Annotated in this window: 28 protein-coding genes; 2 read left to right on the top strand and 26 right to left on the bottom strand. The window is 40.4% G+C overall.

Going from position 1 to position 25,782, the window contains the following annotated elements:
* Positions 1-94 precede the first annotated feature (94 nt).
* The 10 genes from alaS to budA all read right to left on the bottom strand — a co-directional run bounded on the left by alaS (position 95) and on the right by budA (position 10,340).
* Complete coding sequence (gene alaS, locus QM374_RS06735; protein WP_414311249.1) at positions 95-2,713, bottom strand: alanine--tRNA ligase; 2,619 nt, start codon at positions 2,711-2,713, stop codon at positions 95-97.
* 16 nt (positions 2,714-2,729) lie between these two features.
* The gene (locus QM374_RS06740) at positions 2,730-3,215 is read right to left on the bottom strand and encodes an LURP-one-related/scramblase family protein (protein WP_414311250.1); all 486 of its coding nucleotides are present in this window, start codon (positions 3,213-3,215) and stop codon (positions 2,730-2,732) included.
* A 273-nt stretch (positions 3,216-3,488) separates the two neighbouring features.
* Complete coding sequence (locus QM374_RS06745; protein WP_414311251.1) at positions 3,489-3,740, bottom strand: hypothetical protein; 252 nt, start codon at positions 3,738-3,740, stop codon at positions 3,489-3,491.
* A 142-nt stretch (positions 3,741-3,882) separates the two neighbouring features.
* Positions 3,883-4,953, bottom strand: a complete 1,071-nt coding sequence (locus tag QM374_RS06750) for an ABC transporter substrate-binding protein (RefSeq protein WP_414311252.1) — start codon at positions 4,951-4,953, stop codon at positions 3,883-3,885.
* Positions 4,950-5,723 (bottom strand): ABC transporter permease, encoded by a 774-nt coding sequence (locus QM374_RS06755; RefSeq protein WP_414311253.1) that lies wholly within the window; start codon positions 5,721-5,723, stop codon positions 4,950-4,952. Before QM374_RS06755 ends, QM374_RS06750 begins: the two co-directional genes overlap by 4 nt.
* On the bottom strand, positions 5,720-6,526 hold the full coding sequence (locus QM374_RS06760; protein WP_000754116.1) for an ABC transporter permease: 807 nt from the start codon (positions 6,524-6,526) through the stop codon (positions 5,720-5,722). Before QM374_RS06760 ends, QM374_RS06755 begins: the two co-directional genes overlap by 4 nt.
* Positions 6,507-7,664, bottom strand: a complete 1,158-nt coding sequence (locus QM374_RS06765) for an ABC transporter ATP-binding protein (protein ID WP_049526954.1) — start codon at positions 7,662-7,664, stop codon at positions 6,507-6,509. The genes QM374_RS06760 and QM374_RS06765 overlap by 20 nt, the downstream gene beginning before the upstream one ends.
* Before the next feature lie 159 nt (positions 7,665-7,823).
* Positions 7,824-8,729, bottom strand: a complete 906-nt coding sequence (gene murB / locus QM374_RS06770; RefSeq protein WP_414311254.1) for a UDP-N-acetylmuramate dehydrogenase — start codon at positions 8,727-8,729, stop codon at positions 7,824-7,826.
* A 117-nt stretch (positions 8,730-8,846) separates the two neighbouring features.
* Positions 8,847-9,599: a YhfC family intramembrane metalloprotease gene (locus tag QM374_RS06775; protein WP_414311255.1), complete on the bottom strand. Its 753-nt coding sequence runs from the start codon at positions 9,597-9,599 to the stop codon at positions 8,847-8,849.
* A 12-nt stretch (positions 9,600-9,611) separates the two neighbouring features.
* A complete protein-coding gene (budA, locus tag QM374_RS06780) occupies positions 9,612-10,340 on the bottom strand; it encodes an acetolactate decarboxylase (protein WP_414311256.1) in 729 nt (242 codons plus the stop codon).
* A gap of 83 nt (positions 10,341-10,423) precedes the next feature.
* On the opposite strand from budA, the gene QM374_RS06785 reads away from it, so the two are divergent.
* Entirely contained in the window at positions 10,424-10,852 is a 429-nt protein-coding gene (locus tag QM374_RS06785; RefSeq protein WP_414311257.1) for a hypothetical protein, read from the top strand.
* An 87-nt stretch (positions 10,853-10,939) separates the two neighbouring features.
* Positions 10,940-12,214, top strand: a complete 1,275-nt coding sequence (locus tag QM374_RS06790) for a PLP-dependent aminotransferase family protein (RefSeq protein ID WP_414311258.1) — start codon at positions 10,940-10,942, stop codon at positions 12,212-12,214.
* 18 nt (positions 12,215-12,232) lie between these two features.
* Here the strand turns inward: QM374_RS06790 and QM374_RS06795 are convergent, their stop codons facing one another.
* The 16 genes from QM374_RS06795 to QM374_RS06870 all read right to left on the bottom strand — a co-directional run.
* On the bottom strand, positions 12,233-13,048 hold the full coding sequence (locus tag QM374_RS06795) for an ABC transporter substrate-binding protein (RefSeq protein WP_049526966.1): 816 nt from the start codon (positions 13,046-13,048) through the stop codon (positions 12,233-12,235).
* A gap of 157 nt (positions 13,049-13,205) precedes the next feature.
* Positions 13,206-13,859, bottom strand: a complete 654-nt coding sequence (gene phoU, locus QM374_RS06800; RefSeq protein WP_414311259.1) for a phosphate signaling complex protein PhoU — start codon at positions 13,857-13,859, stop codon at positions 13,206-13,208.
* A gap of 10 nt (positions 13,860-13,869) precedes the next feature.
* Entirely contained in the window at positions 13,870-14,628 is a 759-nt protein-coding gene (gene pstB / locus QM374_RS06805) for a phosphate ABC transporter ATP-binding protein PstB (RefSeq protein ID WP_414311260.1), read from the bottom strand.
* 12 nt (positions 14,629-14,640) lie between these two features.
* A complete protein-coding gene (gene pstB / locus QM374_RS06810) occupies positions 14,641-15,444 on the bottom strand; it encodes a phosphate ABC transporter ATP-binding protein PstB (RefSeq protein ID WP_004252558.1) in 804 nt (267 codons plus the stop codon).
* A 10-nt stretch (positions 15,445-15,454) separates the two neighbouring features.
* On the bottom strand, positions 15,455-16,339 hold the full coding sequence (gene pstA, locus QM374_RS06815; RefSeq protein WP_006153485.1) for a phosphate ABC transporter permease PstA: 885 nt from the start codon (positions 16,337-16,339) through the stop codon (positions 15,455-15,457).
* Complete coding sequence (gene pstC, locus QM374_RS06820) at positions 16,329-17,246, bottom strand: phosphate ABC transporter permease subunit PstC (protein WP_414311261.1); 918 nt, start codon at positions 17,244-17,246, stop codon at positions 16,329-16,331. The genes pstA and pstC overlap by 11 nt, the downstream gene beginning before the upstream one ends.
* Entirely contained in the window at positions 17,246-18,124 is an 879-nt protein-coding gene (locus QM374_RS06825; protein WP_414311262.1) for a phosphate ABC transporter substrate-binding protein PstS, read from the bottom strand. The genes pstC and QM374_RS06825 overlap by 1 nt, the downstream gene beginning before the upstream one ends.
* A 110-nt stretch (positions 18,125-18,234) precedes the next feature.
* A complete protein-coding gene (locus QM374_RS06830) occupies positions 18,235-19,548 on the bottom strand; it encodes an RsmF rRNA methyltransferase first C-terminal domain-containing protein (RefSeq protein WP_414311263.1) in 1,314 nt (437 codons plus the stop codon).
* A gap of 6 nt (positions 19,549-19,554) precedes the next feature.
* The gene (locus QM374_RS06835) at positions 19,555-20,322 is read right to left on the bottom strand and encodes an inositol monophosphatase family protein (protein WP_414311264.1); all 768 of its coding nucleotides are present in this window, start codon (positions 20,320-20,322) and stop codon (positions 19,555-19,557) included.
* On the bottom strand, positions 20,312-20,590 hold the full coding sequence (locus QM374_RS06840) for a UPF0223 family protein (protein WP_414311265.1): 279 nt from the start codon (positions 20,588-20,590) through the stop codon (positions 20,312-20,314). Before QM374_RS06840 ends, QM374_RS06835 begins: the two co-directional genes overlap by 11 nt.
* A complete protein-coding gene (locus QM374_RS06845) occupies positions 20,591-20,992 on the bottom strand; it encodes a Spx/MgsR family RNA polymerase-binding regulatory protein (RefSeq protein WP_045763368.1) in 402 nt (133 codons plus the stop codon).
* A 209-nt stretch (positions 20,993-21,201) separates the two neighbouring features.
* Positions 21,202-21,825, bottom strand: a complete 624-nt coding sequence (locus QM374_RS06850) for a TIGR01906 family membrane protein (protein WP_414311266.1) — start codon at positions 21,823-21,825, stop codon at positions 21,202-21,204.
* Complete coding sequence (locus QM374_RS06855; protein ID WP_414311267.1) at positions 21,815-22,588, bottom strand: TIGR01457 family HAD-type hydrolase; 774 nt, start codon at positions 22,586-22,588, stop codon at positions 21,815-21,817. The genes QM374_RS06850 and QM374_RS06855 overlap by 11 nt, the downstream gene beginning before the upstream one ends.
* A gap of 10 nt (positions 22,589-22,598) precedes the next feature.
* Entirely contained in the window at positions 22,599-23,336 is a 738-nt protein-coding gene (locus tag QM374_RS06860; protein ID WP_414311268.1) for an acyl-ACP thioesterase domain-containing protein, read from the bottom strand.
* 4 nt (positions 23,337-23,340) lie between these two features.
* Positions 23,341-24,471, bottom strand: coding sequence for a radical SAM family heme chaperone HemW (gene hemW, locus QM374_RS06865; RefSeq protein ID WP_281335027.1), 1,131 nt, complete (start codon positions 24,469-24,471; stop codon positions 23,341-23,343).
* A gap of 175 nt (positions 24,472-24,646) precedes the next feature.
* On the bottom strand, positions 24,647-25,782 hold a 1,136-nt coding region (locus QM374_RS06870; protein WP_414311269.1), incomplete at its 5' end, for an LPXTG cell wall anchor domain-containing protein.

The following is a 25,782-nucleotide window of genomic DNA, read 5'->3' on the forward strand; positions in this document are numbered from 1 at the left end:
TTTTTATATATTATACGCTTATTCTTCAAAGAAATCAACTGCTCTATGATTTTTAAACAAAAAGACCTATCCGAATGGATAGATCTTTATTTTCTTACAATTTACCTGCTACTGCATCCAACAATTCTTGGATTTTCGCTTGGTTGCTTCCTCCTGCCATGGCCATGTCTGGTTTACCACCACCACGTCCATCAACGATTGGAGCTAATTCTTTAATCACATTACCTGCATGCACATCTTTTGTCTTGCTGGCTACAAGGACATTGACCTTATCACCGATAGCTGCGACAAGAACAAGAACATCAGAGTAATCTTTTTGTTTCCAGTTATCCGCAAAGGTACGAAGGGCACCTGCATCTGATACAGATACTTGGCTGGCAATGTAACGGTGACCGTTTGCTTCTTGAACATTCTTGAAGGCATCACCTGCTGCCGCTGCCGCTGCTTTTTCCTTCAATTCTGCATTTTCTTTTTGCAATTGACGAAGTTGTTCTTGAAGTCCTTCAACTTTGTGAGGTACTTCTTTGAGTTGAGGAGCTTTCAAGGTTGCTGCGACTGCTTTCAGTGCATCTTCTTGGTCACGATAAGCTTCAAAGGCCTCTTTACCAGTCACTGCCAAGATACGACGAGTTCCTGATCCGATACCTTCTTCTTTGACAATCTTGAAGAGACCAATTTCAGAAGTATTGCCAACGTGAGTACCACCACAAAGCTCTACTGAATAGTCCCCGATAGTGACTACGCGAACTTCCTTACCGTATTTCTCACCGAAGAGGGCCATAGCTCCCATTTCTTTAGCTGTGTCAATATCAGTCTCAACTGTTTCTACTGCGATGGCTTCCCAAATCTTCTCATTGACTTGTTGCTCAATAGCACGCAATTCTTCAGGAGTGACAGCTTGGAAGTGAGTGAAGTCAAAGCGAAGGAATTCTACTTCATTAAGTGAACCTGCTTGAGTTGCATGATGGCCAAGAATATTGTGAAGAGCTGCATGAAGCAAGTGAGTGGCTGTGTGGTTCTTCATGACACGATGACGACGATTGCTATCGATAGCCAAAGTGTATTCTTGGTTCAGAGCAAGAGGAGCAAGAACTTCAACGGTGTGCAATGCTTGTCCGTTTGGTGCTTTTTGAACGTCTGTTACAGTCGCTACGACATTTCCTGCAGCATCCAAGATTTGACCATGGTCCGCAACTTGTCCACCCATTTCAGCGTAGAAAGGTGTCTCTGCAAAGATAAGTGACGCAGTTCCTTCTGATACAGCTTCTACTTCAGCATTGTCCGCTACGATAGCAACCAACTTAGAAGACAATTGACTAGCATTGTAGTTGAAGACACTTTCTACAGTGATGTTTTGAAGGGTTTCATTTTGCATACCCATAGATCCGCCTTTGACAGCAGAGGCACGTGCACGCTCTTGTTGTTCCTTCATAGCTGCTTCAAAAACTTCACGGTCTACAGTCATACCAGCTTCTTCAGCGATTTCTTCTGTCAACTCTACTGGAAATCCGTATGTATCATAGAGTTTAAAGACATCTGCACCAGCGATGACAGATTGTCCTTTAGCTTTCAAGTCTGCTACGATGCCTTGGGCAAAGTGTTGACCTGAGTGAAGAGTACGAGCAAATGACTCTTCTTCGCTCTTAACGATTTTTTCGATAAAGTCACGTTTTTCTAGCACTTCTGGGTAGTAGCTTTCCATGATTTTTCCAACAGTTGGAACGAGTTTATAAAGGAAAGGTTCGTTGATACCCAATTTTTGACCATGCATAGAGGCACGACGGAGGAGACGACGAAGGACATAACCACGACCTTCATTTCCAGGAAGGGCACCATCACCAATCGCAAATGAAAGAGAACGGATGTGGTCTGCAATAACCTTGAAGCTCATGTTGTCGCCATCTTGGTCGTAAACCTTACCAGATAATTTCTCAACTTCACGGATAATTGGCATGAAGAGGTCTGTTTCAAAGTTAGTCTTAGCCCCTTGGATCACTGCTACCAAACGCTCTAAACCAGCGCCCGTATCAATGTTTTTGTGTGGCAATTCTTTGTACTCGCTACGAGGAACAGCAGGGTCTGCGTTAAATTGTGACAATACAATGTTCCAGATTTCGATGTAACGGTCGTTTTCGATATCTTCTGCAAGAAGACGAAGACCGATATTTTCTGGGTCAAAGGCTTCCCCACGGTCAAAGAAGATTTCTGTATCAGGTCCAGAAGGTCCAGCACCGATTTCCCAGAAGTTGTCTTCAATTGGGATCAAATGACTTGGATCTACTCCCACTTCAATCCAGCGGTTGTATGAATCCTTGTCATCTGGATAATAAGTCATGTAAAGTTTCTCTTTAGGGAAGTCAAACCACTCAGGACTTGTCAAAAGCTCATATGCCCATGTAATTGCTTCGTCACGGAAATAATCTCCGATTGAGAAGTTTCCCAACATTTCAAACATAGTATGGTGACGAGCAGTCTTCCCTACGTTTTCGATATCGTTTGTACGGATGGCTTTTTGCGCATTGGTAATCCGTGGGTTTTCAGGGATAATAGTTCCATCAAAGTATTTTTTAAGAGTGGCAACCCCTGAGTTGATCCACAAAAGTGTTGGGTCGTTTACTGGAACCAAGCTAACGGATGGTTCTACTGAGTGGCCTTTTGTAGCCCAGAAATCAAGCCACATTTGGCGGACTTGTGCACTAGATAATTGTTTCATATGTATCTCCTTTTTACTAATTTGATTGGCTTTCTAGCATTTCCACATAGTCGATAGCGACACAGAGGGAAATGACTAGGTCTGCATAAGATTCGTCATAAACGGTTACGGTATAGGTAGAGGTTAAATGGAAAAGTTCCTTAGCAATCTCTGCAATTACTTGATCGCGGTCATCTAGCAATTTAAAATTCAAATCCCAGACATTTCCTTCGATACGAATACCGAGATTGTCAAATTCATACTTATCTCTAAAGAACGTCAACTTCTTGCGGATATAAAAACTATCGCCGTTACTCAGTTGAATCTCAAAACGAGGTAGGAAAGTTAAGACTTCCTTACTAATCTCACTGACCTGTTCACCAGCAACATCATAGATGGTAAAGGTTTTAGGAATCTTAAAAAATGAACCTTCAACCTGATAGGCGACATTGCCCATTTCATCCTTGATATCAAAACGTTCACCACCTAGGCGAAATTTTTGTTTGACAAGAAATGTTCTCATAAACACCTCCAAAAATAAAAGACAAATCCATATCACGAAGGGCGAAAAACCGCGGTACCACCTTCATTCAATGAACTTGTCATTCTTTGATTCTTATGCAATTGTTGGATTGAGTAGCATGATTTTCTATCTTAGATGGCTCGCAGCACCGCCAATTCTCTGAACTAAGATGGAGAGAAAACCAATTCTCAACTTTCTTATTATATCGTTTTTTTAAGTCTGCGTCAACTGGAAATGATCTCCATTTTAATAAGCAACTCCCCATATCTCTGATTACTTTTTCAGGATATATTTTTTCTTACTGCCATTTTTCTTTTTATCCCAACTTTTATCCCAAGTTTTCGAATTGCTATACATAAATACGAAAATATTTGCAAATATAAAGTAACCTATCACCAAATGTATGGAATCAGTTTTTAGGTATTGTCGATCCAAACCATCCTTTAAATGGAATAGTATAATTGTTTCGTTAACAATCAAAAAGGTTGGCCAATAACTTTTTTTGAAAAAAGTAGACATTTTCATAATTTGTTACCGCTTTCTATTATTATAAACTTAGTATACTACTAGGCTATAAAATAAGCAAATAGGATAGTAAAAATATACAGCTATACAACTATTCAAAAAACGAACCAGTTTAACTGGTTCGTTTCGTGACTGCTAATTCCTACTTTCGATACATCTTAAATTGTAGGAATAGGTCGCTGTAGATTCCTGTCCATTTATGGTCAAATTTCTCATAGACCTCTAGGTGTTTCATAGTATCTGCATCAGGATAGAAGGACTTATCCTCTTTTGTCTCCTCAGGGAGCATTTCCTTAGCAGCATTGTTTGGTGTTGAATAGCCGACATACTCTGCATTTTTCAGAGCATTTTCAGGCTTCAACATGAAGTTGATGAAGGCATAGGCTGCATCCTGGTTCTTGACTGTTTTGGGAATAACCATATTGTCAAACCAAAGGTTGCTGGCCTCTGTCGGAACGACATAGCGAAGATTTTCATTTTTCTCTAGCATCTGACTGGCTTCACCAGAGAAGGTCACACCGATGGCAGCATTATTCTGAATCATGTAACCCTTCATCTCATCCGCAACAATAGCCTTGATATTAGGTGTTAGCTTATAGAGCTTATCTACCGTTTCCTCCAACTGCTGTGGATCTTTAGAGTTGAGGCTATAGCCTAGCGAGTTAAGACCTAAACCAAGTACTTCACGCGCCCCATCAAAAAGCATAATGGAGTTCTTATACTCTGGCTTCCAAAGGTCGTCCCAATGTTCAGGCGCTTCTTCCACCATAGTCTCATTGTAGACGATTCCCAAGGTCCCCCAGAAGTATGGGATAGAGTACTGGTTGTTGGGATCAAAGGACTGGTTGAGAAATTCAGAACCGATATTCTCAATGCCCTCAATCTTACTATAATCCAGTGGAACTAGAAGGTCTTCGTCCTTCATTTTGTTAATCATGTACTCACTTGGGATGGCAATATCATAAGTCGTTCCACCCTGCTTGATTTTCGTGTACATGGCTTCGTTGGAGTCAAAGGTTTCGTACTGGACTTGGATTCCTGTTTCTTCTGTAAATTTCTCCAGAAGTTGAGGATCGATATAGTCTCCCCAGTTGTAGATAACCAATTTTTGACTATCGCGACTATTGATTTTACTGTCAAGATGGTAAGAAATTCCCCACAAGACAAGGATAATCGCTAGAATTCCTGCTAAAAATGAATAGAGTCGTTTCATGCTTGCTCCTCCTTCTCACGTGAAATGAAGTAATATCCGACAACTAGGATAATACTAAAGAGAAAGACCAAGGCTGAAAGAGCATTGATTTCTAGCGAAATTCCCTTACGAGCTCGAGAGTAGATCTCGACTGATAGGGTTGAAAAACCATTTCCCGTTACAAAGAAGGTCACAGCAAAGTCATCAAGGGAATAAGTGAATGCCATGAAGTAGCCTGCGATGATAGACGGTGTCAAATAAGGGAGCATAATTTCCTTGAACATCTGGAACTGGCTAGCTCCAAGGTCATAGGCTGCATGAATCATATCCCCATTCATCTCTTTCAAACGAGGCAAGACCATGAGCACTACGATTGGAATGGAGAAGGCTACGTGACTAGACAGAACCGTCAGAAAACCAAGTGAAAACTTGAGTTGGGTAAAGAGAATCAAGAAGCTGGCACCAATCATGACGTCTGGGGCAACCATCAAAATGTTATTGAGTGATAGGAAGGCTTCTTGATATTTTTTGCGTGATTGGTAGATGTAAATGGCACCGAAAGTCCCGATAATGGTTGCTATCAAGGCTGATAAAAAGGCCAATAAGAAGGTTTGGGTGAGGATCAACATGAGACGGCCATCACCAAACATAGTTTTAAAATGACTCAAGCTAAAACCAGTAAAGCTATTCATATCATCCCCAGCATTGAAGGCATAACCAATCAAGTAAAAGATTGGCAGATAGAGGACAATAAAGACAAAGGCTAGGTAAAGATTTGATAATTTTTTCATCGTTCTCTCCTTTCCTTAGTCACCCACATGGTGATAAACATGGTCAGGATAAGAACAACACCGATAGTTGAACCCATACCGTAGTTGTCGTTGGTTAGGAAGTTCTGCTCGATGGCAGTTCCCAAGGTGATCACTCGGTTCCCTCCAATTAATCGTGTCAACATAAAGAGACTTAAACTCGGGATAAAGACAGATTGGACGCCACTTCGCACTCCGTTCATTGACAGAGGGAAGATGACATGACGGAAAGTCTCCCACTTGGTTGCACCGAGGTCATAGCTGGCATTAATGAGATTGTTATCCATATCATCCAAGACATTGAAGATTGGCAAAATCATAAATGGAAGCTCGATGTAACTCGCTACAAAAATAAATGAGAAATCCGTAAAGAGCAACTGCTGCGAACCGATTCCGATAAATTCGAGGAATTGATTAATAGAACCATTTTGCCCAAAAATCCCGATAAAGGCATAGGCCTTAAGGAGAAGGTTGATCCAAGTTGGTAAGATGATGAGCATGAGCCAGAGTTGACGGTGTTTAAGACGAGTCAGAAATAGGGCTGTTGGATAGCTGATAAGAAGCGTCACCAGAGTTACAATCCCAGCATAGAGAACTGAGTTAAAACTCATTTTGAGATAGGTTAAATTTTGTGACGCAAAATAGGATTTATAGTTTTCTAAACTGAACTGGCCTTCGATATTGAAAAAGGATTGTCCAAAAATTAAGACCAAGGGTGCCAAAACAAAGAGTGCAATCCAAAGCATGTAGGGCACTACAAAGAGTTTAGAGGTTGTTTTCTTCATCTCTTTCCTCCTCGATAGCGTTGATCAAACCTGCTTCTTGCTCTTCAATTTCTACGTATTCCTCGATACGTGCATCGAACTCTTCTTCTGTTTCATTAAGACGCATGATGTGGATATCTTCTGGTTCAAAGTCCAGACCGATTTCCTCACCAACGATGGCCTTACGAGTTGAGTGAATCATCCATTCATTGCCGAGTTCATCGTAGGCTATAATCTCATAGTGCACTCCACGAAAAAGTTGAGTATCAACCTTCACTTGGAGCTTGCCTTCTTCTGGAAGGGTAATGCGCAAGTCCTCTGGGCGAATGACGACTTCGACTGGTTCATTTGGCTTCATCCCACCGTCGACCGCTTCAAAGCGTTTACCGTTGAATTCGACCAAGTAGTCCTCTATCATGGTACCTGGCAGGATATTTGATTCACCGATAAAGGTTGCAACAAAGTGGTTGATTGGCTCATCGTAGATGTCCACTGGTGTTCCTGACTGAACAATTTCACCATCATTCATAACGAAGATCCAGTCACTCATAGCCAAGGCTTCTTCTTGATCGTGGGTAACAAAGACAAAGGTGATACCCAAGCGTTGTTGCAGTTCACGTAGTTCGTACTGCATGTCTGTCCGCAACTTCAAGTCTAGGGCTGACAAAGGTTCATCCAAGAGGACCACACGTGGTTGGTTGATAATCGCACGCGCAATAGCTACACGCTGACGTTGTCCCCCAGATAGCTTACGAATAGAACGTTTTTCGAAACCTTCCAACTGTACCATCTTGAGAACTTCTAATACACGTTGTTCGATTTCTTTTTTATCGACCTTACGCAAACGCAATGGAAAAGCAACATTTTCAAACACATTCATATGTGGGAACAAGGCGTAAGACTGGAAGACCGTATGAACATCACGTTTATTGGTTGGGATATCATTGATTCGCACGCCATCCAGTAAAATATCTCCAGTCGTTGCGTCTAGCAAACCAGCGATGATATTGAGGATGGTTGATTTTCCTGAACCAGATGCACCTAGCAGTGTATAAAATTTCCCTTCTTCCAACTCAAAGTTAATATCCTTGAGAACCTTGGTGTTGCTATCTTCAAAAACTTTAGAAACGTTTCTGAATTCGATAATTGGTTTTTTCAATTGGCATAAATTCCTTCTTTTTCATAGATTAACAGATCAGGGCTCTGTCAGGCCGCTACTACCTCTTGCAGGGAGTTAGACCACCTGCATATATCTTCGCTACCGATAGGCTTTCACCCCCTCTACATTCTAGTTAGCAGCAACTAGGCTATTTTTATTTTATTCATGCTCTCCTAGGATTCGAACTTCTCTCTCGAGGGTAACGCCTGAGTGCTCTTTAACCTTCTCAATGACAGACTCGATTAATTCCTCATAGTCCTTAGCAGTTCCATCAGCAATATTGACCATAAAGCCTGCGTGCTTTTCTGAGACTTCGACGCCACCGATACGATAACCTTTCAAGCCTGCTTCTGCAATCAATTGACCTGCAAAATGATCCACTGGACGTTTAAAAACTGATCCACATGAAGGATACTCTAAAGGTTGCTTGAGTTCACGAAGGTGAGTCAAGCGATCCATCTCCTGTTTGATGACTTGGTGATTACCTGGAGCTAGGGCGAACTTAGCAGAAAGGACTACTGCCCCTGATGCTTGAATAGCTGAATGACGGTAACCAAAGTTCAAGTCTTTAGCAGACAAGGTTTCGATTTCACCTTCCTTAGTCAAGATTTGACAAGACTGGAGAACATGAGCAATCTCACCACCATAAGCGCCAGCATTCATAAAGACAGCACCACCGACGCTTCCTGGAATACCACAAGCGAACTCAAAACCAGTCAAACTATGACGAAGGGCAATGCGAGTGGTTTCAATCAAGTTAGCTCCAGCTTCAGCCTCAATAGTGTAACCATCAACCGAAACATTATTGAGCTTGTCACACATGATTACAAAGCCACGTACTCCACCCTCACGGACGATAATGTTACTTGCATTTCCAAGAACCATCCAAGGAATATTCTCTTGATTGGCAAATTTTACCACACGAGCCATCTCGTAGCGATTACGAGGAAATACTAAATAATCTGCCTTCCCTCCAACTTTGGTATAGGTATAAGTTTTTAGCGGTTCATCGAATCGAATATCGATTCCTTCTAGGGTTTCATTTAATTTATCTAATACGGTCATTTTTCTAATCCTTTTATAAAATTCATTCCATTATACCATTTTTAGCTCTATTTTTCGATGATTTGGTTAGCTTTTTCAAAAGCTCAAACTAAAAAGAGGATGAACCTCTTTTTTGTATTATTGCTTTTTATAAAAGATCGTTTTTGTAAAGTAAATAAAAATAATAACTTCCACTGCTAACAATCCTTCTACGAGAAGAGGATTTGACAACCAACCAACTTGAGATAGGCTCGGAGCCAAATCAAATAGGGCGTGTAAACCATAAGCCGCTACTAGATAAATCCATTTTTTTTGGCGAACAGCTTGGAAAACCCAGAAGGTCAAACCGACTTGAAGAAGCAAGGCTAGGATTCTCTCTAATCCCAAAAGGTAAATCTGCCATGCCGCTAGATTGTTAATCGTAGCAAGCGTGCTTTCAGGCAAGAGTTGCATAATGTTTGGATTTTGAGATTCTACGGCTGAAAAGAGGATGAAGAGATTGAGTAAACTTGCAATCCCAATATAGATCAACTCTAAACCACCATGCCCCAATCCATAAGCAAGAGCATCTGAATCTTCCAAAGGTCTTTTCTTCTCCAACCATTTAAAGAAAATAAGTCGAGCTGTTTCTTCAAATAAAGCAGCCATAGAAATACCATAAATCACATAGAGAAGAGGATTTTCTGTCATGAGTGGAACTGTCCCATCCTTTTGTGGATGAAGAACCAAGAGATGAACGATTTTCTCCAAGACTTGAGAAGAGGCAAAAAATGCAACTGCCCCAAGCCCCAAAACTGCAAAATTTATCTTGTATTGCTTTCTTGCATACCAAACTGCTGCAATGAGAAAGGCAAATAAAGCCAGCATCGTTATTATTACATGAATTTTCATATATGACTCCTTTTATTCTGCCTGTTCGATATCTTTTTTCATCTCGTCAACATTAAACTTAGCAAATAGATACTGACGATCCTGAACAGGAAAACGTTGATCCAACTGGTCAACTGCACCCACTTCTACAATACCTTCCTTGATGACAAAATCCATAACGTGGCCACCAAAGGTTAGGTCATCTGAGATAAAGTGTAGATGGTAACCAGCAACACTAACTCCATGGAAAATTTCAGGTGTCCAGAAACCAACGATAGTTCCTGAGATATTGTCGCAGCTATATTCAGGCTGATGCGTCGCAACCTCAGCAAACTTCGTTTCAGTTGTTGATTTTGGAATCATACGAACATGCATATGCTTGAAATCACCATGAATCTTGATGGAACGGAAAAGATTTTCTCCATCATAATAGGACTCAATACGTTTTTCAAGTTCCTGATCAGTCATTTCAAAACGCTGACGGAAAATAACTTCTGCCTGATGGGGTACAACTGCTGCATAGGGAATCAAGGCATCTGGTGAAACTTCCACAATTTCAGGTTTCTCACCTGATCCCTTAGCCTGATAAGCTTTTCCATCTAAGACAATCAATTCTCCATCGATAGAGTCCAGCGTCCCTAAACCTAAATCACCATGTTCAAGCAATTCACCAACGGTCATGGTTCCACCGTAAAGTCCCGCCATCAAGGCTCCCAAAGTATTATATTGGAATAATTTAACTGGTTCTTGCACCTTTATCATCTCACTCTTCTTTGAAAATTTTACTTACTAAGTATATCACATTTCTGATTAGAATTGAATGCTAGACTGCCTTTTAATACTCAATGAAAATCAAAGAGCAAACTAGGAAACTAACCGCAGGTTGCTCAAAACACTGTTTTGAGGTTGTGGATAGAACTGACGAAGTCAGCTCAAAGCACTGCTTTGAGGTTGTGGATAGAACTGACGAAGTCAGCTCAAAACACTGTTTTGAGGTTGTGGATAGAACTGACGAAGTCAGCTCAAAACACTGTTTTGAGGTTGTGGATAGAACTGACGAAGTCAGCTCAAAACACTGTTTTGAGGTTGTAGATAGAACTGACGAAGTCAGCTCAAAGCACTGTTTTGAAGTTGTGGATAGAACTGACGAAGTCAGCTCAAAACACTGTTTTGAGGTTGTAGATAGAACTGACGAAGTCAGCTCAAAACACTGTTTTGAGGTTGTAGATAGAACTGACGAAGTCAGTAACATATATACAGCAAGGCGACGTTGACGCGGTTTGAAGAGATTTTCGAAGAGTATAACATTGCCAAACTTCTAAAAAAAAGGTACAATGTAACAAAATCATGAGAGGTCTGGGATGAAGCAAGAAAGCAAATATGAACAAGTCGTTCACTATCTAAAAAATGAGATAGAATCAGGTAGATTTCCCACTGGAAGTCGCCTACCTTCTATCCGAAAACTCAGTCAAGATTTTCACTGTAGCAAAGACACCATACAGCGCGCACTCTTAGAACTCCGATACCAGAAATATATCTACTCCAAACCTCAAAGTGGTTATTATGTATTGGAGCAACAAACCAGTCATGAAGATCTAATTATCTCAGTCAATGATGAACACGCAGCTGCCTATGATGATTTTCGTCTGTGTGTCAATGAGAGCTTGATTGGGCGAGAAAATTATCTCTACAACTACTATGAACATCAAGAAGGTTTAGAAGAATTACGTCAGTCTGTACAGACATTGCTCTTTGATCAAGCCATTTATAGTAAGGCAGACCAGTTGGTCATGACGTCTGGAACCCAACAAGCACTGTTTATTCTTTCTCAGATCGATTTTCCAGGTCAAGCTCAGGAAATACTGGTCGAACAACCGACCTATCATCGAATGAACCAGCTGCTACTAGCTCAAAATCTTCCCTATCAAACCATTGAACGTCGGGTGGATGGCATCGACCTGAAAGAACTTGAGGAGTATTTTAAAAGTGGAAAGATTAAGTTTTTCTATACCATTCCCCGTTTCCACTATCCTCTGGGGCATTCTTATTCTGAAGAGGAAAAACTTGCTATCCTTGACTTAGCTGCAAAATATCAGATTTATATCGTTGAGGATGACTACCTGGGTGACTTAGATCCTAAAATGGGACAAACCTTTCATTATCTGGACCAACATGATTTGGTCATCTATATCAAGTCCTTTTCTACGAGTCTATTTCCTGCCCTTCGAATCACTGCCCTACTTCTTCCTAATGCGATCAAGGAAGCTTTTGTGACCTACAAAAACATTCTCGACTATGACAACAACCTTATCATGCAAAAGGCTCTATCACTCTATATTGATAGTCAACTCTTTGAGAAAAACAGACTCGCAAGATTAGCACTTCAGGAAAAAAGTCAGGAGCACATCCAAAAACTTTTAAATAACTATCCCATTTCCTTGCCAATCTATTCTCTCCATGATGGAGTCTTACTTGATCTTAGAGATTATCCTAAGATTGCAAGTATCAAGCACAGTCCTTTAAATCTCGACTTTTTCGAATCATCCTACATAGGGACTTGTCCCTATCGCTTTGCAAAAGTTCCCCTAGAAAATATTGAAGAAACATTAAGCTATTTAAAAACAGAGCTGGACTGAGTCCAACTCTGTTATTTTTTATTGTTCTACTTCTGTTAGCTTAGCAGCTTTTTCAAGATAAGTTTGGTAAGTTCCGTCATCTTTCAGTTTTTGGATGACCTTATCAACTACTTCTTTCAAATCTGAGTTACCTTTTTTGATAGCTACGGCATTTGCTTCGCCTTCTTTCATAGTCAAGCTTACTGTAGCTACAGCCAAATCTGAGTTCTTAGCAGCATAGCTTAGTGCTACTGGCTCATCCATATGAACGGCATCAACCTTACCTGATTGAAGCTCATTGACTGCCTCACCCATGTTTGTCAAAGATGTCAACTGTGCCTTTGGAAGTTGCTCTTTGACCATGGATTCAGGAACAGTTCCTTTTTGAGCTGCAATATTAGCACTTGCTAGAGAGTCCAAATCCTTGTATTTTTCAAGATCTGACTTTCTGATAAGGAAGCTAATTTTATTTTCATAGTAAGGAATTGAGAAATCAAAGACTTCTTGTCTTTCTTCAGTTGCACTGATTCCCGCAATGGCCAAATCAGCCTTACCTGTCTGAAGACTAGTCAAGACATTATCAAAACTCATGCTTGAAACTTCCAATTTCACTCCAAGTTCATCAGCAATTGCTTGCGCCATGTCAATATCAGCACCTACGACTTGGTTCTTACCATCTACAAGGGATTGAAACTCAAAGGGAGCATAGTCTGGACTAGTTGCAACCACTAATTTTCCTTTTTGTTTGATAGCCTCCACTGCAGACTGTGAGCTTGAGCTAGACGATTGGCAAGCTACTAAAAAGAAGCTTGCAAGAAAACTACATAAAACAAATATCCATTTTTTAAAATTCATAAATAAACAACCTCTCTGTTAATTTTGTATAATTATAACTCTATAAACTTTGTTTGTCAAGCATATTCTAAATTTTTATGAAAGATTTTCAATTTTTCTTTCAAAAAAGGAGCTTCTACTTACTAATAAGCTCCTTTTTTTGCATAATTAATCAATCTTACAATTCAACAATCTTACCTGTTTCAAAGTAAACAACCCATTCACAGATATTTTTTGCATAGTCACCAATGCGCTCCAAGTATGAAATCACTTGGAAGTAATCACGACCTGTGACGATGGCTTCTGGGTTCTTTTTAATTTCTTCAGTTGCAAGATCACGGATATCTTCAAAATAGTGGTTAATTTTTTCATCCATGGTTGCAACTTCATAGGCCTTCTCAACAGAAGCGTTGAGGTAGAGGTCAAGTGTCGTTTCGACAAAATTCTTGACATCGCGTCCCATCTTCTTAATTTCTTCTTCGACGGCAGGGATGCGCTCCTCCCCCTTCATACGAATGGTTGCCTCAGCGATTGATACGGCGTGGTCTCCCATCCGTTCCAAGTCCGAAACAGCTTTTAGGACTGTTAAGACAGTGCGTAAGTCTTGTGAAACTGGTTGCTGAAGGGCAATGATTTCAAATGATTTCTTTTCAAGTTTCAATTCGTATTCATTGACTTCTGCGTCTTGCTCGATGACTTCTTTAGCCAAGTCACGGTCATGGGTGACAAAAGCACGTACAGTACGATTGATTTGGGAAAGAACTTCTTGTCCCATTGCGTAGAATTGGTTATGCAATTTCTCTAAATCTTCTTCAAATTGAGATCGTAACATCTTTTTCTCCTTATCCAAATTTACCTGAAATGTAATCTTCTGTTTCCTTATGTTGTGGGTAGAGGAACATTTCCTTGGTATCGTTAAATTCAATCAAATCTCCATTAAGGAAAAATCCTGTCTTATCAGAGATTCGAGATGCTTGCTGCATAGAGCGAGTTACCAGAAGCATGGTGTACTTGTCTTTTAGCCCATACAAGGTTTCCTCAATCTTACCCGCAGAGATAGGGTCCAAGGCTGAGGTCGGCTCATCCAAGAGGATGATTTTAGGGCTAGTCGCCAATACACGTGCCACACAAACACGTTGTTGTTGCCCACCTGAAAGACCAATAGCAGAATCATGCAAGCGATCCTTGACCTCATCCCAGATTGAAGCACGCTGTAAAGCTTTCTCCACAGCTTCATCTAAGACCTGCTTATCCTTTTCTCCATTTATGCGGAGGCCATAAACGACATTTTCATAGATAGACATAGGGAAAGGATTGGGTTGTTGGAATACCATTCCAATTTCCTTACGCAATTCAACTGTATCGGTACGAGGGCTATAAATATTGTGACCATTATAAACCACTGAACCAGTAGTAGTCACCTCTGGATTTAAATCTCCCATACGATTGATAGCCTTTAGAAGTGTTGATTTCCCAGATCCAGAGGGACCGATAAGGGCGGTAATTTCCTTAGGTTGGAATGATAAGGAAACACTATTCAAAGCCTTCTTTTTGTTGTAATAAACAGACAGGTCTTTGACCTGTAAAATCGGTTCTGTCATACTGTTTCCTTTCTAACCAAAGTGTCCAGTTACATAGTCATTGGTAGACTGTAGCTTGGCATTTTGGAAAATGTTTGACGTTTTATCGTACTCAATTAAATCACCTAAGTAGAAAAATCCAGTGTAATCACTAGCACGCGCAGCTTGTTGCATACTGTGAGTCACGATAATGATAGTAAAGTCCTTCTTCAACTCCAACATAGTTTCCTCGAGCTGAGCTGTCGCAATCGGATCCAAGGCTGATGCTGGCTCATCCATTAAGAGGATGTCTGGTTTTACAGAAATAGCACGCGCGATACAGAGACGTTGCTGCTGACCACCTGAAAGCATCAAGGCTGACTTGTGAAGGTCGTCTTTAACCTGATCCCAGAGGGCGGCCTGGCGAAGTGAGGTTTCTACAATTTCATCAAGGACTTTCTTGTCCTTAACACCTGCACGTTCATGTGCAAAGGTGATGTTGCGGTAGATTGATTTAGCAAATGGATTTGGACGTTGAAACACCATTCCGATGTGCTTACGCATTTCATAGACATTGATCTCAGGACGGTTAACGTCAATTCCTTGATAGAGGATTTGTCCTGTAACCTTAGCAATATCAATGGTATCATTCATACGGTTGAGACTGCGTAGGTAGGTTGATTTCCCAGAACCTGACGGTCCGATCAAGGCTGTAATTTTATTTTTTTCGAATTGCATATCCACGCCCTTGATGGATTCATTCTTACCGTAGTAAACATGTAAATCCTTCGTAGAGAGGGCCACTTTTTCTTCTGGAAAAGTAATGATATGCCTTTCATCCCAATTATATTTTGACATGGCTTCTCCTTTAGGCAGCGGTTAATTTCTTATGTAGATAGCTTCCGAGTTTACGTGCTCCAAAGTTAAAGATTAAGATAAAGATTAGGAGCACCGCAGCAGAACCTGCTGAAACAAGTGTTCCATCAGGAATAGTTCCTTCACTGTTGACTTTCCAGATATGAACAGCCAAGGTTTCTGCTTGACGGAAGATTGAGATTGGACTACTTACGCTGAGAACATTCCAGTTAGACCAGTCAAGAGCTGGTGCCGATTGACCTGCTGTGTAGATAAGGGCTGCAGCTTCACCAAAGATACGACCTGATGCAAGCACGATCCCCGTTACAATACCGGGAAGAGCTTCAGGAATAACGACATGAAGGACAGTTTCCCAACGAGAAAGTCCCAGCGCCAAACCAGCTTCACGTTGTGTATGGTGAACGTGTTTCAAGCTGTCTTCAACATTACGAGTCATCTGTGGAAGATTAAAGACGGTCAAAGCTAAGGCACCTGAAATAATTGAAAATCCATACTCAAACTGAACTACAAAGATAAGGTAACCAAAGAGACCGACTACGACTGATGGCAGTGAAGACAAAATCTCAATACAGGTACGTACGAAGTTGGTAACACGACCTTTTTTGGCATACTCAGCCAAGTAAATTCCAGCCCCCATGGATAATGGTACAGAAATAAATAAAGTGATAACCAAAAGGAAGAAGGAATTATAAAGCTGAATTCCAATACCACCACCTGCTTGATAAGAAGATGATTTCCCAGTCAAGAATGACCATGAAACATGTGGCAATCCTCGAACCAAGATATAAAGAATCAAGGAAGCTAGGATGGTCACAATGATTCCTGCGATGGTATAGAGGACAGCAGTTGCAAGTTTATCTAATTTCTTAGCGTGCATAGTTTTTCTTTCCTCTTTCTTTCGTAATCATTTTAATCACACTGTTAAAGGCCAAGCTCATCAAAAGCAATACTAAGGCCAGTGACCAAAGAACATTATTATCAACAGTTCCCATAACGGTATTTCCGATTCCCATGGTCAAAACAGATGTCAGAGTCGCTGCTGGTGTCGTCAATGAAGTTGGAACAACTGCTGAGTTACCAACTACCATCTGAATCGCAAGGGCTTCACCAAAGGCACGCGCCATTCCGAAGACTACTGCCGTAAAAATACCTGAACGAGCAGCCTTCAAGGTTACACGCCAGATTGTTTGCCAACGAGTTGCACCCATAGCTAAACTTGCTTCACGGTAGTGACGAGGAACTGCACGTAGGCTATCTGTTGTCATGAAGGTTACAGTCGGCAAGATCATAACAAAGAGAACGAAAATCCCCGATAAAATACCAAAACCTGTTCCACCAAAGACACTACGTACAAAAGGTACGACGACCTGCAAACCGATAAATCCGTAAACTACCGAAGGAATCCCAACTAGAAGTTCGATAGCTGGTTGCAAAATCTTAGCTCCTTTTGGCGATACTTCTGTCATAAAGACTGCAGCACCAATTGCAAATGGTGTTGCGATAAGAGCTGATAGGATGGTAACGATAAAGGAACCTAAAATCATTGGAAGGGCGCCAAACTGTTTACCTGAAGGGTTCCAAGTTGCACCAAAGAGAAAATCAAAGATATTCACACCATTGACAAAGAAGGTTGACAAACCTTTTTGGGCTACAAAGATTAAAATCATAGCCACAATGATAACAATCAAAGAGAGACAGGCAAAAGTCAGACTTTTCCCTAATTTCTCAAGACGAGAGTTCTTTGACGGAGAGAGCAATTTTTTAGATAATTCTTCTTGGTTCATTATTGACTCCCTTCTAGCGCTGTTACAGTCCCTGCAGCATCTTTTTCAACCTTCATTTCCTTAACAGAAATATAGCCCATTCCTTTAACGATTCCGTTCTGAGCTTCGTCTGAAAGAACAAAGTTTAAGAATTCGGCAACCAATTCATTTGGCTCACCAAGTGTATACATATGTTCATAAGACCACAAAGGCCAATTATTCGTGGTTACATTCTCTGAAATTGGTTCATAACCATTGAGTTTGATTGTCCCAACAGAATCATCGACATAGGCAAATGCTAGGTAGGAAATAGCTCCAGGGGTTTGAGAAACGATTGATTTGACCATCCCGTTTGAATCTTGTTCCTGACTTTGCATTGCTGATTGACCATTCATGACCACACTGTCAAAGGTTGCACGAGAACCTGAACTAGCCGCACGGTTGATTATAGAGATGGCTAAATCTTTCCCGCCGACTTCTTTCCAGTTGGTAATTTCTCCTGTGAAGATTTGTCGGAGTTGATCTGTCGTTAGATTATCAACATCTACTTCTTTATTGATAATAACAGCCAAACCTGCAACAGCTACCTTATGATCGACCAAGGCTGAAGCATCAATCCCGTCTTTCTCCTCAGCAAATACATCAGAGTTCCCAACATCTACTGCTCCTGATTGAACCTGAGACAGACCTGTACCAGATCCACCACCTTGAACATTGACCGTTTTACCGATATGAGCTGATGCGAATTCATCTGCCGCCGCCTCGACTAAAGGTTGGAGGGCAGTTGAGCCAACAGCCGTCATTGACTCCCCACGATCAATCCAACTTGCACACCCTGCTAGTGAACCAGCAAGTAAAAAGGTTGCAAGAAAGAGGGTGAGTTTTTTAATTTTTTTCACTATTTGTCTCCTTGAAAATAATGATGAATAGCTTGGAATTTCGCCCTATTTTTCTAATGTTTTATGCAAAAAATCCATACTTCCACTATAACATAGAATACTGATTTTGACTAGTTTTTTACTTTAAACCTCAGTCCCTTGGGGAAATAATTCTTCAAGGTATTTCCGGTCACTTTTGCAAAGCCTAGACCATTCCCACCAACTAAAACTTGGTACCAGCCATTTGACAAAGTTTCAGACAGCTGAACTGTTTCACCAGCTACGTATTTGACAAAGTCCTCTTCATGAATTTCAATTGATTGTTTGACTTGGCTTGGTTTCAAGGCTAAACCAAGAGCAAAACTTGGTTCAAAACGTTTCTTCTTAAAAGTTCCAAGATGAAGTCCGTTTCGAGCAATCCTAAGTTTACCCAAATCTGGTAGGACTTCTGGTAAGAGGTACAGTTGGTCTCCAAAAGTCTGTAAAATACCTGGCAAATTTATGTTTAGATGTTTTTTTTCAAAATCTTGCCATAAGGAAATCTGTTCACGAGATAGGTTGGATTTAGAAGATTTGAACTTCCCAGCCTTGTTTTGACCTTTAAACTGAATATGGGCAACAAACTGGCCCTCTCCCTTAAAGTGATGTGGGTACATTCTAGCTGTCTCAGGTATTTCAATTCCAGGTACCATACCATTGATCGGTTCGATTGGAATCAATTCAAAATCATAACTATCCAGCAACCATTTGATAATTTCTTCGTTTTCTTCTGGGGCCCAGGTACAGGTTGAATAAACCAAACGACCACCATCAGCCAACATGGTGACCGCATCTTCTAGAATTTCACGCTGCAAGTCAGCACATTGGCTTGGATATTCTACACTCCAATAATCCATAGCATCTGGCTGTTTTCGGAACATTCCTTCTCCTGAACATGGAGCATCTAGGATGATTAGATCAAAATATCCCTTAAACACTTTAGCCAAACGATCTGCAGATTCATTGGTTACAACTACATTTGTTGCACCAAAACGCTCCATATTTTCAACCAAAATCTTAGCTCGTTTGTTTGAAATTTCATTGGAAACAAGTAGTCCTTCGCCCGCAAGATAGGCTGCCAGTTGGGTTGATTTCCCACCGGGAGCCGCTGCCAAATCCAATACCTTCATGCCTGGTTTTGGTTGAGCTACTTGTGCAACCATTTGTGCAGCAGGTTCTTGGGAATAGACCAAGCCTGTTACATGCTCAGGTGATTTCCCTGAAACCTTGCCATAATAGCCCCAAGGTGTATGTGGAATAGCATCTGAAAAAGAAACTTGGCTTTCTTTTAAGGGATTGATGCGAAAGGCGGAAACTGCCTCATCATCAAAAGAGGCAAGAAAAGCTCTTGCCTCATCTCCCAATATTTCTTCATATTTTTTTACAAATCCTTCTGGAAATTGCATGTAAGTTTATTTCCTTTCATAGATATAGGATTGGATTTCTGCCAACTTGTCTGTTGGAACCATCATAATTGGTTGTCGTGTCTGAAAATCCAACGGCTCTCCATTTAAGGTTACAATCTGATACCCTAAACTTTTTCCAATGATACCAGCTGCCGCATAATCCCAAGGTTGGAGATAGGTGATATAGGTCAATAGCTGACCAGATAATATTTTTGAAAAGCTGATAGCTGCACTTCCATAGATACGTACACCAAGTGAAGCATTAGCCAATTCTGCCACACCCCAGGCATTTGTTTCCAACATGCCAGCGTTACTCGCAATTAGAAAATCTCGCAAGGGCTTATCCTTAAAACTAGGCAAGGGTTCTTCATTGAGACAGGCCTGAAAAGTACCTCCTCCATGATAACAATGACCTTTCATGACATCATAAATAATCCCAAACTGGCCCAAACCGTTTTCAAAATAAGCTACCATAATGGCAAAATCATCACCTTGGGCGACAAAGTTGTTGGTACCATCAATGGGATCAATGACCCAAACAGATCCATGTCCAACTGAAGCACGTAGACATCCCTCTTCTGCACAAAATTGGTCATCTGGATAACGCGAACGAATCTTATCAACTAAAAAATTCTGAACTTCCTTGTCCAAACGAGTCACCAAGTCTGTAGGGGATGATTTTCTCTCAATATGCAATTCTTCCTGCATATGAGCTAGAATATAGTCTCCTGCTTCCTTGACAATCTCTTTGGCAAACATAAATTTATTTTCCAAGAAAAATCTTCCCTTCCCCTTGTTCTTTGGCCAATTGGACAGCTCGATAGAAGGAGTAACCACTCGCAGTTTCAAATTCACGGCCCAAGCGTTTTTCTTCACTCTTGCTTGGAACAACCGCTTTGAATCCCTTATAGGAATCTAGTAGTTTTTTTGCCTCTACCTTAGTCTCATAGGCAGCTTCAACATCATTAAAAAAAGAAAGCACTGAAGCAAGTTCTTCAGTGCTCCACGACAAATCTAGTGGGTAACTATACTGTTTATTCATCTAATTAATACCAGCTCTCAATGTAGCTTCTTTCAGTTCTTGTTTACGGTAACTACGAGGGAGAAAAGCACGAATCTCATCTTCATTAAAACCGATTTGCATCCGCTTTGCATCAATAATAATCGGACGACGCAAAAGACTCGGATACTGCTCAATTAAATGAAGCAACTCCGATACTGAGATACTCTCTACATCAATATTCAATTTTTGAAAAATCTTTGAACGAGTCGAGATGATGTCATCAGTACCATTTTCGGTCAAGGAAAGAATGTGTTGCAGTTCTTTTCTCGTTAAAGGGCTGGTCATAATATTATGCTCTTGGAAGGGCACTTTATGATTCTCGAGCCAGGCCTTTGCTTTACGACATGATGTACAACTCGGTGATAAAAATAGTGTAATCATGCTTTCCTCTTCTTTACATACTTTTCTATTCCTATTATACAAAAAAATAAAGCGCTTGACTAGCTATTTCCGTAAAAAAACCTACTTTTTCAAGAAAAATAGGTTTTTTAGAATCAAATGTGAATGTTTTGCTTAAATGTAGAAATATTCATGTTACAAACGATAGTTTTTCCTACATTTTATTTGGAATCAGTAATACTTTTCTTCACTTATCTATTTGTTTTTCGACTTTGTAGGTACATAAATCCAAAAATCAATTCATACAAACAGAAAAATAGAAGAAAGGCATGGAGGAAAAATTCCTCTGGTAGGATAAGAATGACTGGATCTTTTGCTGGATCAAATAGCCAGGTATCATCACCTACAAAAAGAATTTGATGAAACAAAGTAAAGAACTGCTCAAATCCAATGAAAACTCCAACCAAACCAAGAAGCAAAGGTAGCGAGAGCATGATTAAGAGACCTCTACGGTACAGAGATAGAAATCCTTTCTGAATGACTTGCTTCCAAAAAAGATAGAATATCGGTAGAGTTACTAGTGCTACTCCTTGAGCCAGATGGAACAAACCCTTCACAACTGCAAAATGATGGATTCCAGATGCAGATGAAGAAAAATCTGGCATTTCCAATGCTTGATTTAATGGATTGGTCAAATAATCCATCAACACATTAAAATTATGTTGGATTGTCTGAGACTGGAAAGGAACACGGCTTGTTAGGTGTAACCAAGAAATCTCCAGAGGATAAATCAACCAAGACAGGTAGATGGTCAATAAAATAGCAAGCGAGAGGAGAAAGAACAGACTTCCTACAAAAGTAAATTTAGTTTTCATCAAAATTCCACTCCGCTAGACTTGAGAGGACATGGGTTGGAGCGATTGGTAAATCCGCTACTTCTTCAAGTTTTGTAAAACCAGTAGTTACTAACAAAGTTGGAATTCCATTATCGATACCAGCTCGAATATCAGTAAGATAATTATCGCCCACCATGACAATTTCTTGACGTTCAAGTCCTAGGTGTTCAACAGCCTTGTCCATAATAATCGCATTAGGTTTTCCAATATAAACTGGGTTTACACGAGTTGCTGCTTCAAGAAGAGTAATCAGTGAACCAGCACCAGGCAAAAGTCCACGTTCAGTTGGAATGTTCAAATCAGGGTTGGTACCGATAAAGTGAGCCCCTTTATGGATAGCTAGGGTTGCTGTAGCAAATTTTTCATAGTCTACTTGCCAGTCCAAACCAACAACAACATAGGCTGGGTTTTCTTTATCTTCCACATAACCAGCTGCTTGAATGGCTTCCTTGAGCCCTGTTTCTCCAATGACATAGACTGTCTTTTCAAGACCTAGGTCATTCATGTAATCAATAGTCGCTAAGGTTGCAGTATAGATGGTCGATACAGGCGTATCGATGTTAAAGTGATTTGCCAACATCTCTTGAACACTTTCAGGTGTACGAGTGGTGTTATTTGTTACAAAAAGATAAGGAATCTCTCTTTTTTGTAACTCATGGACAAAAGCTTCTCCTGCCTGGATTCTATCTTTCCCCTTATAGATCGTTCCGTCTAAATCAATTAAATATCCTTTATAAGTCATATCTTTCTTTCTAATCTTTGTTAATTTCTTGCCAAGTTATCTTTGCCTGAGCATTGATATCGCCATCACTTGAGACTTGGTGATTGCTTTCTAGTCCATTCAATTCATAACTAGAAGTAATCATTCCGCCTGGTCGAACTTCCTTGACATATTTGAGGTTGATTTTTTTAGGGATATAATTAGTCAGAAAATCAGCTCCCATGACCTCAAAAATCCAGTCCAAGTATTTACTGTTATTGACGTGACCATTCATATCTAAGTCATAGAAACGAACATGGTAGTCCTTGCTTATCGCTTCTTCCAGCTCTGTATATTTTGGTCCACGGACCAGTTTCTTAGAAAACTCAGATTGATAAGGTGCGACAATTTCTGGTACCACAGGATGAACCTTTCGACTCTCACGATCCATAAGAACAAAGATAGCTAGCATATGAATGATCTCTTGACCAGCTTCATCATAAATAGTAAATCGGCGGTAACAAAAGAGACGATTATAGGTCAAGGCTTCTGTTTCAATGGTGATTTCCTCAGCAAAACGAGGCAAACGAACCACATCGATATCATAATCTGTGATAATCCAGACCAGATTATACTGTTCTAAAACATCCTTGTCACTCACTCCCAGTTCAATTGACTGCATCCCTGATACCTGTAAGGACAACAAGATAACGTCTGGTAGTTTGATATGACCATTCATGTCAGCCATATCAAAAGGAATTTTCATCTTCATTTGATAAGTTAAACCCATAATTTTACTCCAATATAAATCGTTCTGCTACTGTATCTCCTAAAAAGAGACCTCTCTTGGTCATACGAACACGATCCCCCTCAACCTGCATAAGACCTTGTTGAATCAAGTCTTTGACGGTATCACCATAAAGTTCTTGGAAAGACCGTCCGAATTTTTCTTCAAAGCGTGCCATGGAAACTCCTGACTTCTTGCGAAGCCCAAGGAACATCTCTTCTTCCATTTGCTCCCTTTGACTCAAGTGTTCTTCATTGATACGAGCACTTCCCTCTTCTACTGCCTTTAAATAATGGCGGATCGGCCCATGGTTTTTATAGCGAACACCATCTACATAGCCAGATGCACCTGCACCAATACCATAATACTCAGCATTGTCCCAGTACATAAGATTGTGACGACTTTCAAATCCTGATTTTGAAAAGTTAGAAATCTCATAATGCTCAAATCCAGCTCTTTCTAGCTCTGCAATGATATACTCAAACATCTCCGCTTCTAATTCTTCCTTAGGAAGAGGTAATTTCCCTCGTCTCATACGATTCATAAAGACCGTATGATTTTCTAAAATTAAGCTATAGAGACTCATATGAGGAATATCAAGGGCAATTGCCTTAGCGACATTGTCCTTTACCTGATCCATGGTCTGCCCAGGAAGTGCGTAAATTAAGTCAATGGAAATATTGTCAAAACCAGCCAGTTTGAGACGATCAATATTTTCATAAATATCCTTTTCCGTATGACTACGCCCTATCTTTTTCAGCATTTTATCATCAAAGGTCTGAACACCTAGTGAAACACGATTAACTGCAGAATTTTGCAGAATAGCAATCTTATCAGCATCCAGGTCACCAGGATTAGCCTCAATAGTCAATTCTTCTAAGACTGACAAATCTAAGTTTTTAGTCAATCCTTCTAACAAAACTTCCAATTGAGAAGCGGACAAGGCTGTCGGTGTCCCACCACCAATATAGAGTGTACGCAATTTGTGAATATCATAAGAATGAAATTCTTGCAGTAGATGCTCTAGATAACTGTCTACTGGCTGATTTTTAATAAAGACCTTGGAAAAGTCACAATAATAACAAATCTGTGTGCAAAATGGTATGTGCACGTAGGCTGATGTCGGTTTCTTCTGCATAGTATTTATTATACCACAAAAGCGAACAATACTTAGAATTCCGTTTAACAAAATCCTAGCATTGTTCGCTTTCTTTATCTAAACATTCTTTTTATTTTACGACTAACATGATTCCCAGAACCAATCTAGTTTGTCTTTATAACACAAAAGAATGAATGTTTATTTGACTAAATTTTTAGTCTTCTTTTTTCTTTCCAAGAGCAAGTCCGAGACCACCTAGAATACCAAGAAGACCTAGAGATGCAAGAGTCGCATTTGATTCTGTTCCTGTATTTGGCAATACTTTTTGAGAATCATTTGACTTAGCTCCATTATCAATAGTAGTCTTAGTATCTACCTGATCTGCATTTGGAGTTGGAGTAGCTGGTGCTGGTGTATCTTGACCAGAACCTCCATTAGTATCAGGTGTTGCTGGTGTGACTTTACCTGGTGTTACCTTACCTGGTGTTGTTACTGGAACTTCAACTGTTGGTTGACCTGGCTCAGTAATCTTACCTGTACCTGGGACATCTTTCTTAGGAAGTTTGTCATTTGGTACTTTACCTTTACCATCTTGACCGATTTCAACAGTGATTGGACCATCTTCACCTGGGATTTCTACCTTAGTTCCTGGTGGGAATGTTGAGCCATCTGGTTTCTTCGGTGTTACTGTAACGTCACCTGTCTTAGGATCTTGTTCAACATCTACTGTTGGTGTCTTTTGACCTGGTGTTGTTACATCCACTGGTTGTGATGGTTTCTTGTTCGGTTCGGTTACTGTTCCTGTACCTGGGACATCTTTCTTAGGAAGCTTATCATTTGGTACTTCACCTGAACCATTGTCGCCGATTGTGACTGTGATTGGTGTGTTGTTTTCACCTGGAATCACAACCTTGCTGCCTGATGGGTAAGTTGAGCCATCTGGTTTCTTAGGCGTTACGACTGCATCACCATTTGGTTTGCGTGTGATTTCAATCTTACCTGGTTTTTCAGTTCTTGGTGCATTTGGTGTTACCTTAGCTGGAGTTTCTACTGGAACTTCTACAGCTGGTTTACCTGGTTCTGTAATCTTACCTGTACCTGGGACATCTTTCTTAGGAAGTTTGTCATTTGGTACTTTACCTTTACCATCTTGACCGATTTCAACAGTGATTGGACCATCTTCACCTGGGATTTCTACCTTAGTTCCTGGTGGGAATGTTGAGCCATCTGGTTTCTTCGGTGTTACTGTAACGTCACCTGTCTTAGGATCTTGTTCAACATCTACTGTTGGTATCTTACGAGCTGGTGTTGTTACATCTACTGGTTGTGATGGTTTCTTATTAGGTTCTG

The sequence above is a fragment of the Streptococcus infantis genome, assembly GCF_047465525.1.
In the GTDB taxonomy this organism is placed as follows: domain Bacteria; phylum Bacillota; class Bacilli; order Lactobacillales; family Streptococcaceae; genus Streptococcus; species Streptococcus infantis_R.

Excerpts from the sequence above, each read along its gene's own strand:
- alaS (WP_414311249.1), bottom strand. The coding sequence starts at position 2,713 with ATGAAACAATTATCTAGTGCACAAGTCCGCCAAATGTGGCTTGATTTC.
- QM374_RS06850 (WP_414311266.1), bottom strand. The coding sequence starts at position 21,825 with ATGAAAACTAAATTTACTTTTGTAGGAAGTCTGTTCTTTCTCCTCTCG.
- QM374_RS06795 (WP_049526966.1), bottom strand. The coding sequence starts at position 13,048 with ATGAATTTTAAAAAATGGATATTTGTTTTATGTAGTTTTCTTGCAAGC.
- QM374_RS06740 (WP_414311250.1), bottom strand. The coding sequence starts at position 3,215 with ATGAGAACATTTCTTGTCAAACAAAAATTTCGCCTAGGTGGTGAACGT.
- pstB (WP_414311260.1), bottom strand. The coding sequence starts at position 14,628 with ATGACAGAACCGATTTTACAGGTCAAAGACCTGTCTGTTTATTACAAC.
- QM374_RS06775 (WP_414311255.1), bottom strand. The coding sequence starts at position 9,599 with ATGAAAATTCATGTAATAATAACGATGCTGGCTTTATTTGCCTTTCTC.
- QM374_RS06840 (WP_414311265.1), bottom strand. The coding sequence starts at position 20,590 with ATGAATAAACAGTATAGTTACCCACTAGATTTGTCGTGGAGCACTGAA.
- murB (WP_414311254.1), bottom strand. The coding sequence starts at position 8,729 with ATGACCGTATTAGATAAATTAAATGAAACCCTAGAAGGAATCGATATT.
- QM374_RS06855 (WP_414311267.1), bottom strand. The coding sequence starts at position 22,588 with ATGACTTATAAAGGATATTTAATTGATTTAGACGGAACGATCTATAAG.
- QM374_RS06830 (WP_414311263.1), bottom strand. The coding sequence starts at position 19,548 with ATGCAATTTCCAGAAGGATTTGTAAAAAAATATGAAGAAATATTGGGA.
- QM374_RS06745 (WP_414311251.1), bottom strand. The coding sequence starts at position 3,740 with ATGAAAATGTCTACTTTTTTCAAAAAAAGTTATTGGCCAACCTTTTTG.
- QM374_RS06750 (WP_414311252.1), bottom strand. The coding sequence starts at position 4,953 with ATGAAACGACTCTATTCATTTTTAGCAGGAATTCTAGCGATTATCCTT.
- QM374_RS06785 (WP_414311257.1), top strand. The coding sequence starts at position 10,424 with ATGAAAATCAAAGAGCAAACTAGGAAACTAACCGCAGGTTGCTCAAAA.
- pstC (WP_414311261.1), bottom strand. The coding sequence starts at position 17,246 with ATGAACCAAGAAGAATTATCTAAAAAATTGCTCTCTCCGTCAAAGAAC.
- budA (WP_414311256.1), bottom strand. The coding sequence starts at position 10,340 with ATGATAAAGGTGCAAGAACCAGTTAAATTATTCCAATATAATACTTTG.
- QM374_RS06790 (WP_414311258.1), top strand. The coding sequence starts at position 10,940 with ATGAAGCAAGAAAGCAAATATGAACAAGTCGTTCACTATCTAAAAAAT.
- QM374_RS06755 (WP_414311253.1), bottom strand. The coding sequence starts at position 5,723 with ATGAAAAAATTATCAAATCTTTACCTAGCCTTTGTCTTTATTGTCCTC.
- QM374_RS06860 (WP_414311268.1), bottom strand. The coding sequence starts at position 23,336 with ATGGGTTTAACTTATCAAATGAAGATGAAAATTCCTTTTGATATGGCT.
- hemW (WP_281335027.1), bottom strand. The coding sequence starts at position 24,471 with ATGCAGAAGAAACCGACATCAGCCTACGTGCACATACCATTTTGCACA.
- pstA (WP_006153485.1), bottom strand. The coding sequence starts at position 16,339 with ATGCACGCTAAGAAATTAGATAAACTTGCAACTGCTGTCCTCTATACC.
- QM374_RS06845 (WP_045763368.1), bottom strand. The coding sequence starts at position 20,992 with ATGATTACACTATTTTTATCACCGAGTTGTACATCATGTCGTAAAGCA.
- QM374_RS06760 (WP_000754116.1), bottom strand. The coding sequence starts at position 6,526 with ATGAAGAAAACAACCTCTAAACTCTTTGTAGTGCCCTACATGCTTTGG.
- pstB (WP_004252558.1), bottom strand. The coding sequence starts at position 15,444 with ATGTCAAAATATAATTGGGATGAAAGGCATATCATTACTTTTCCAGAA.
- phoU (WP_414311259.1), bottom strand. The coding sequence starts at position 13,859 with ATGTTACGATCTCAATTTGAAGAAGATTTAGAGAAATTGCATAACCAA.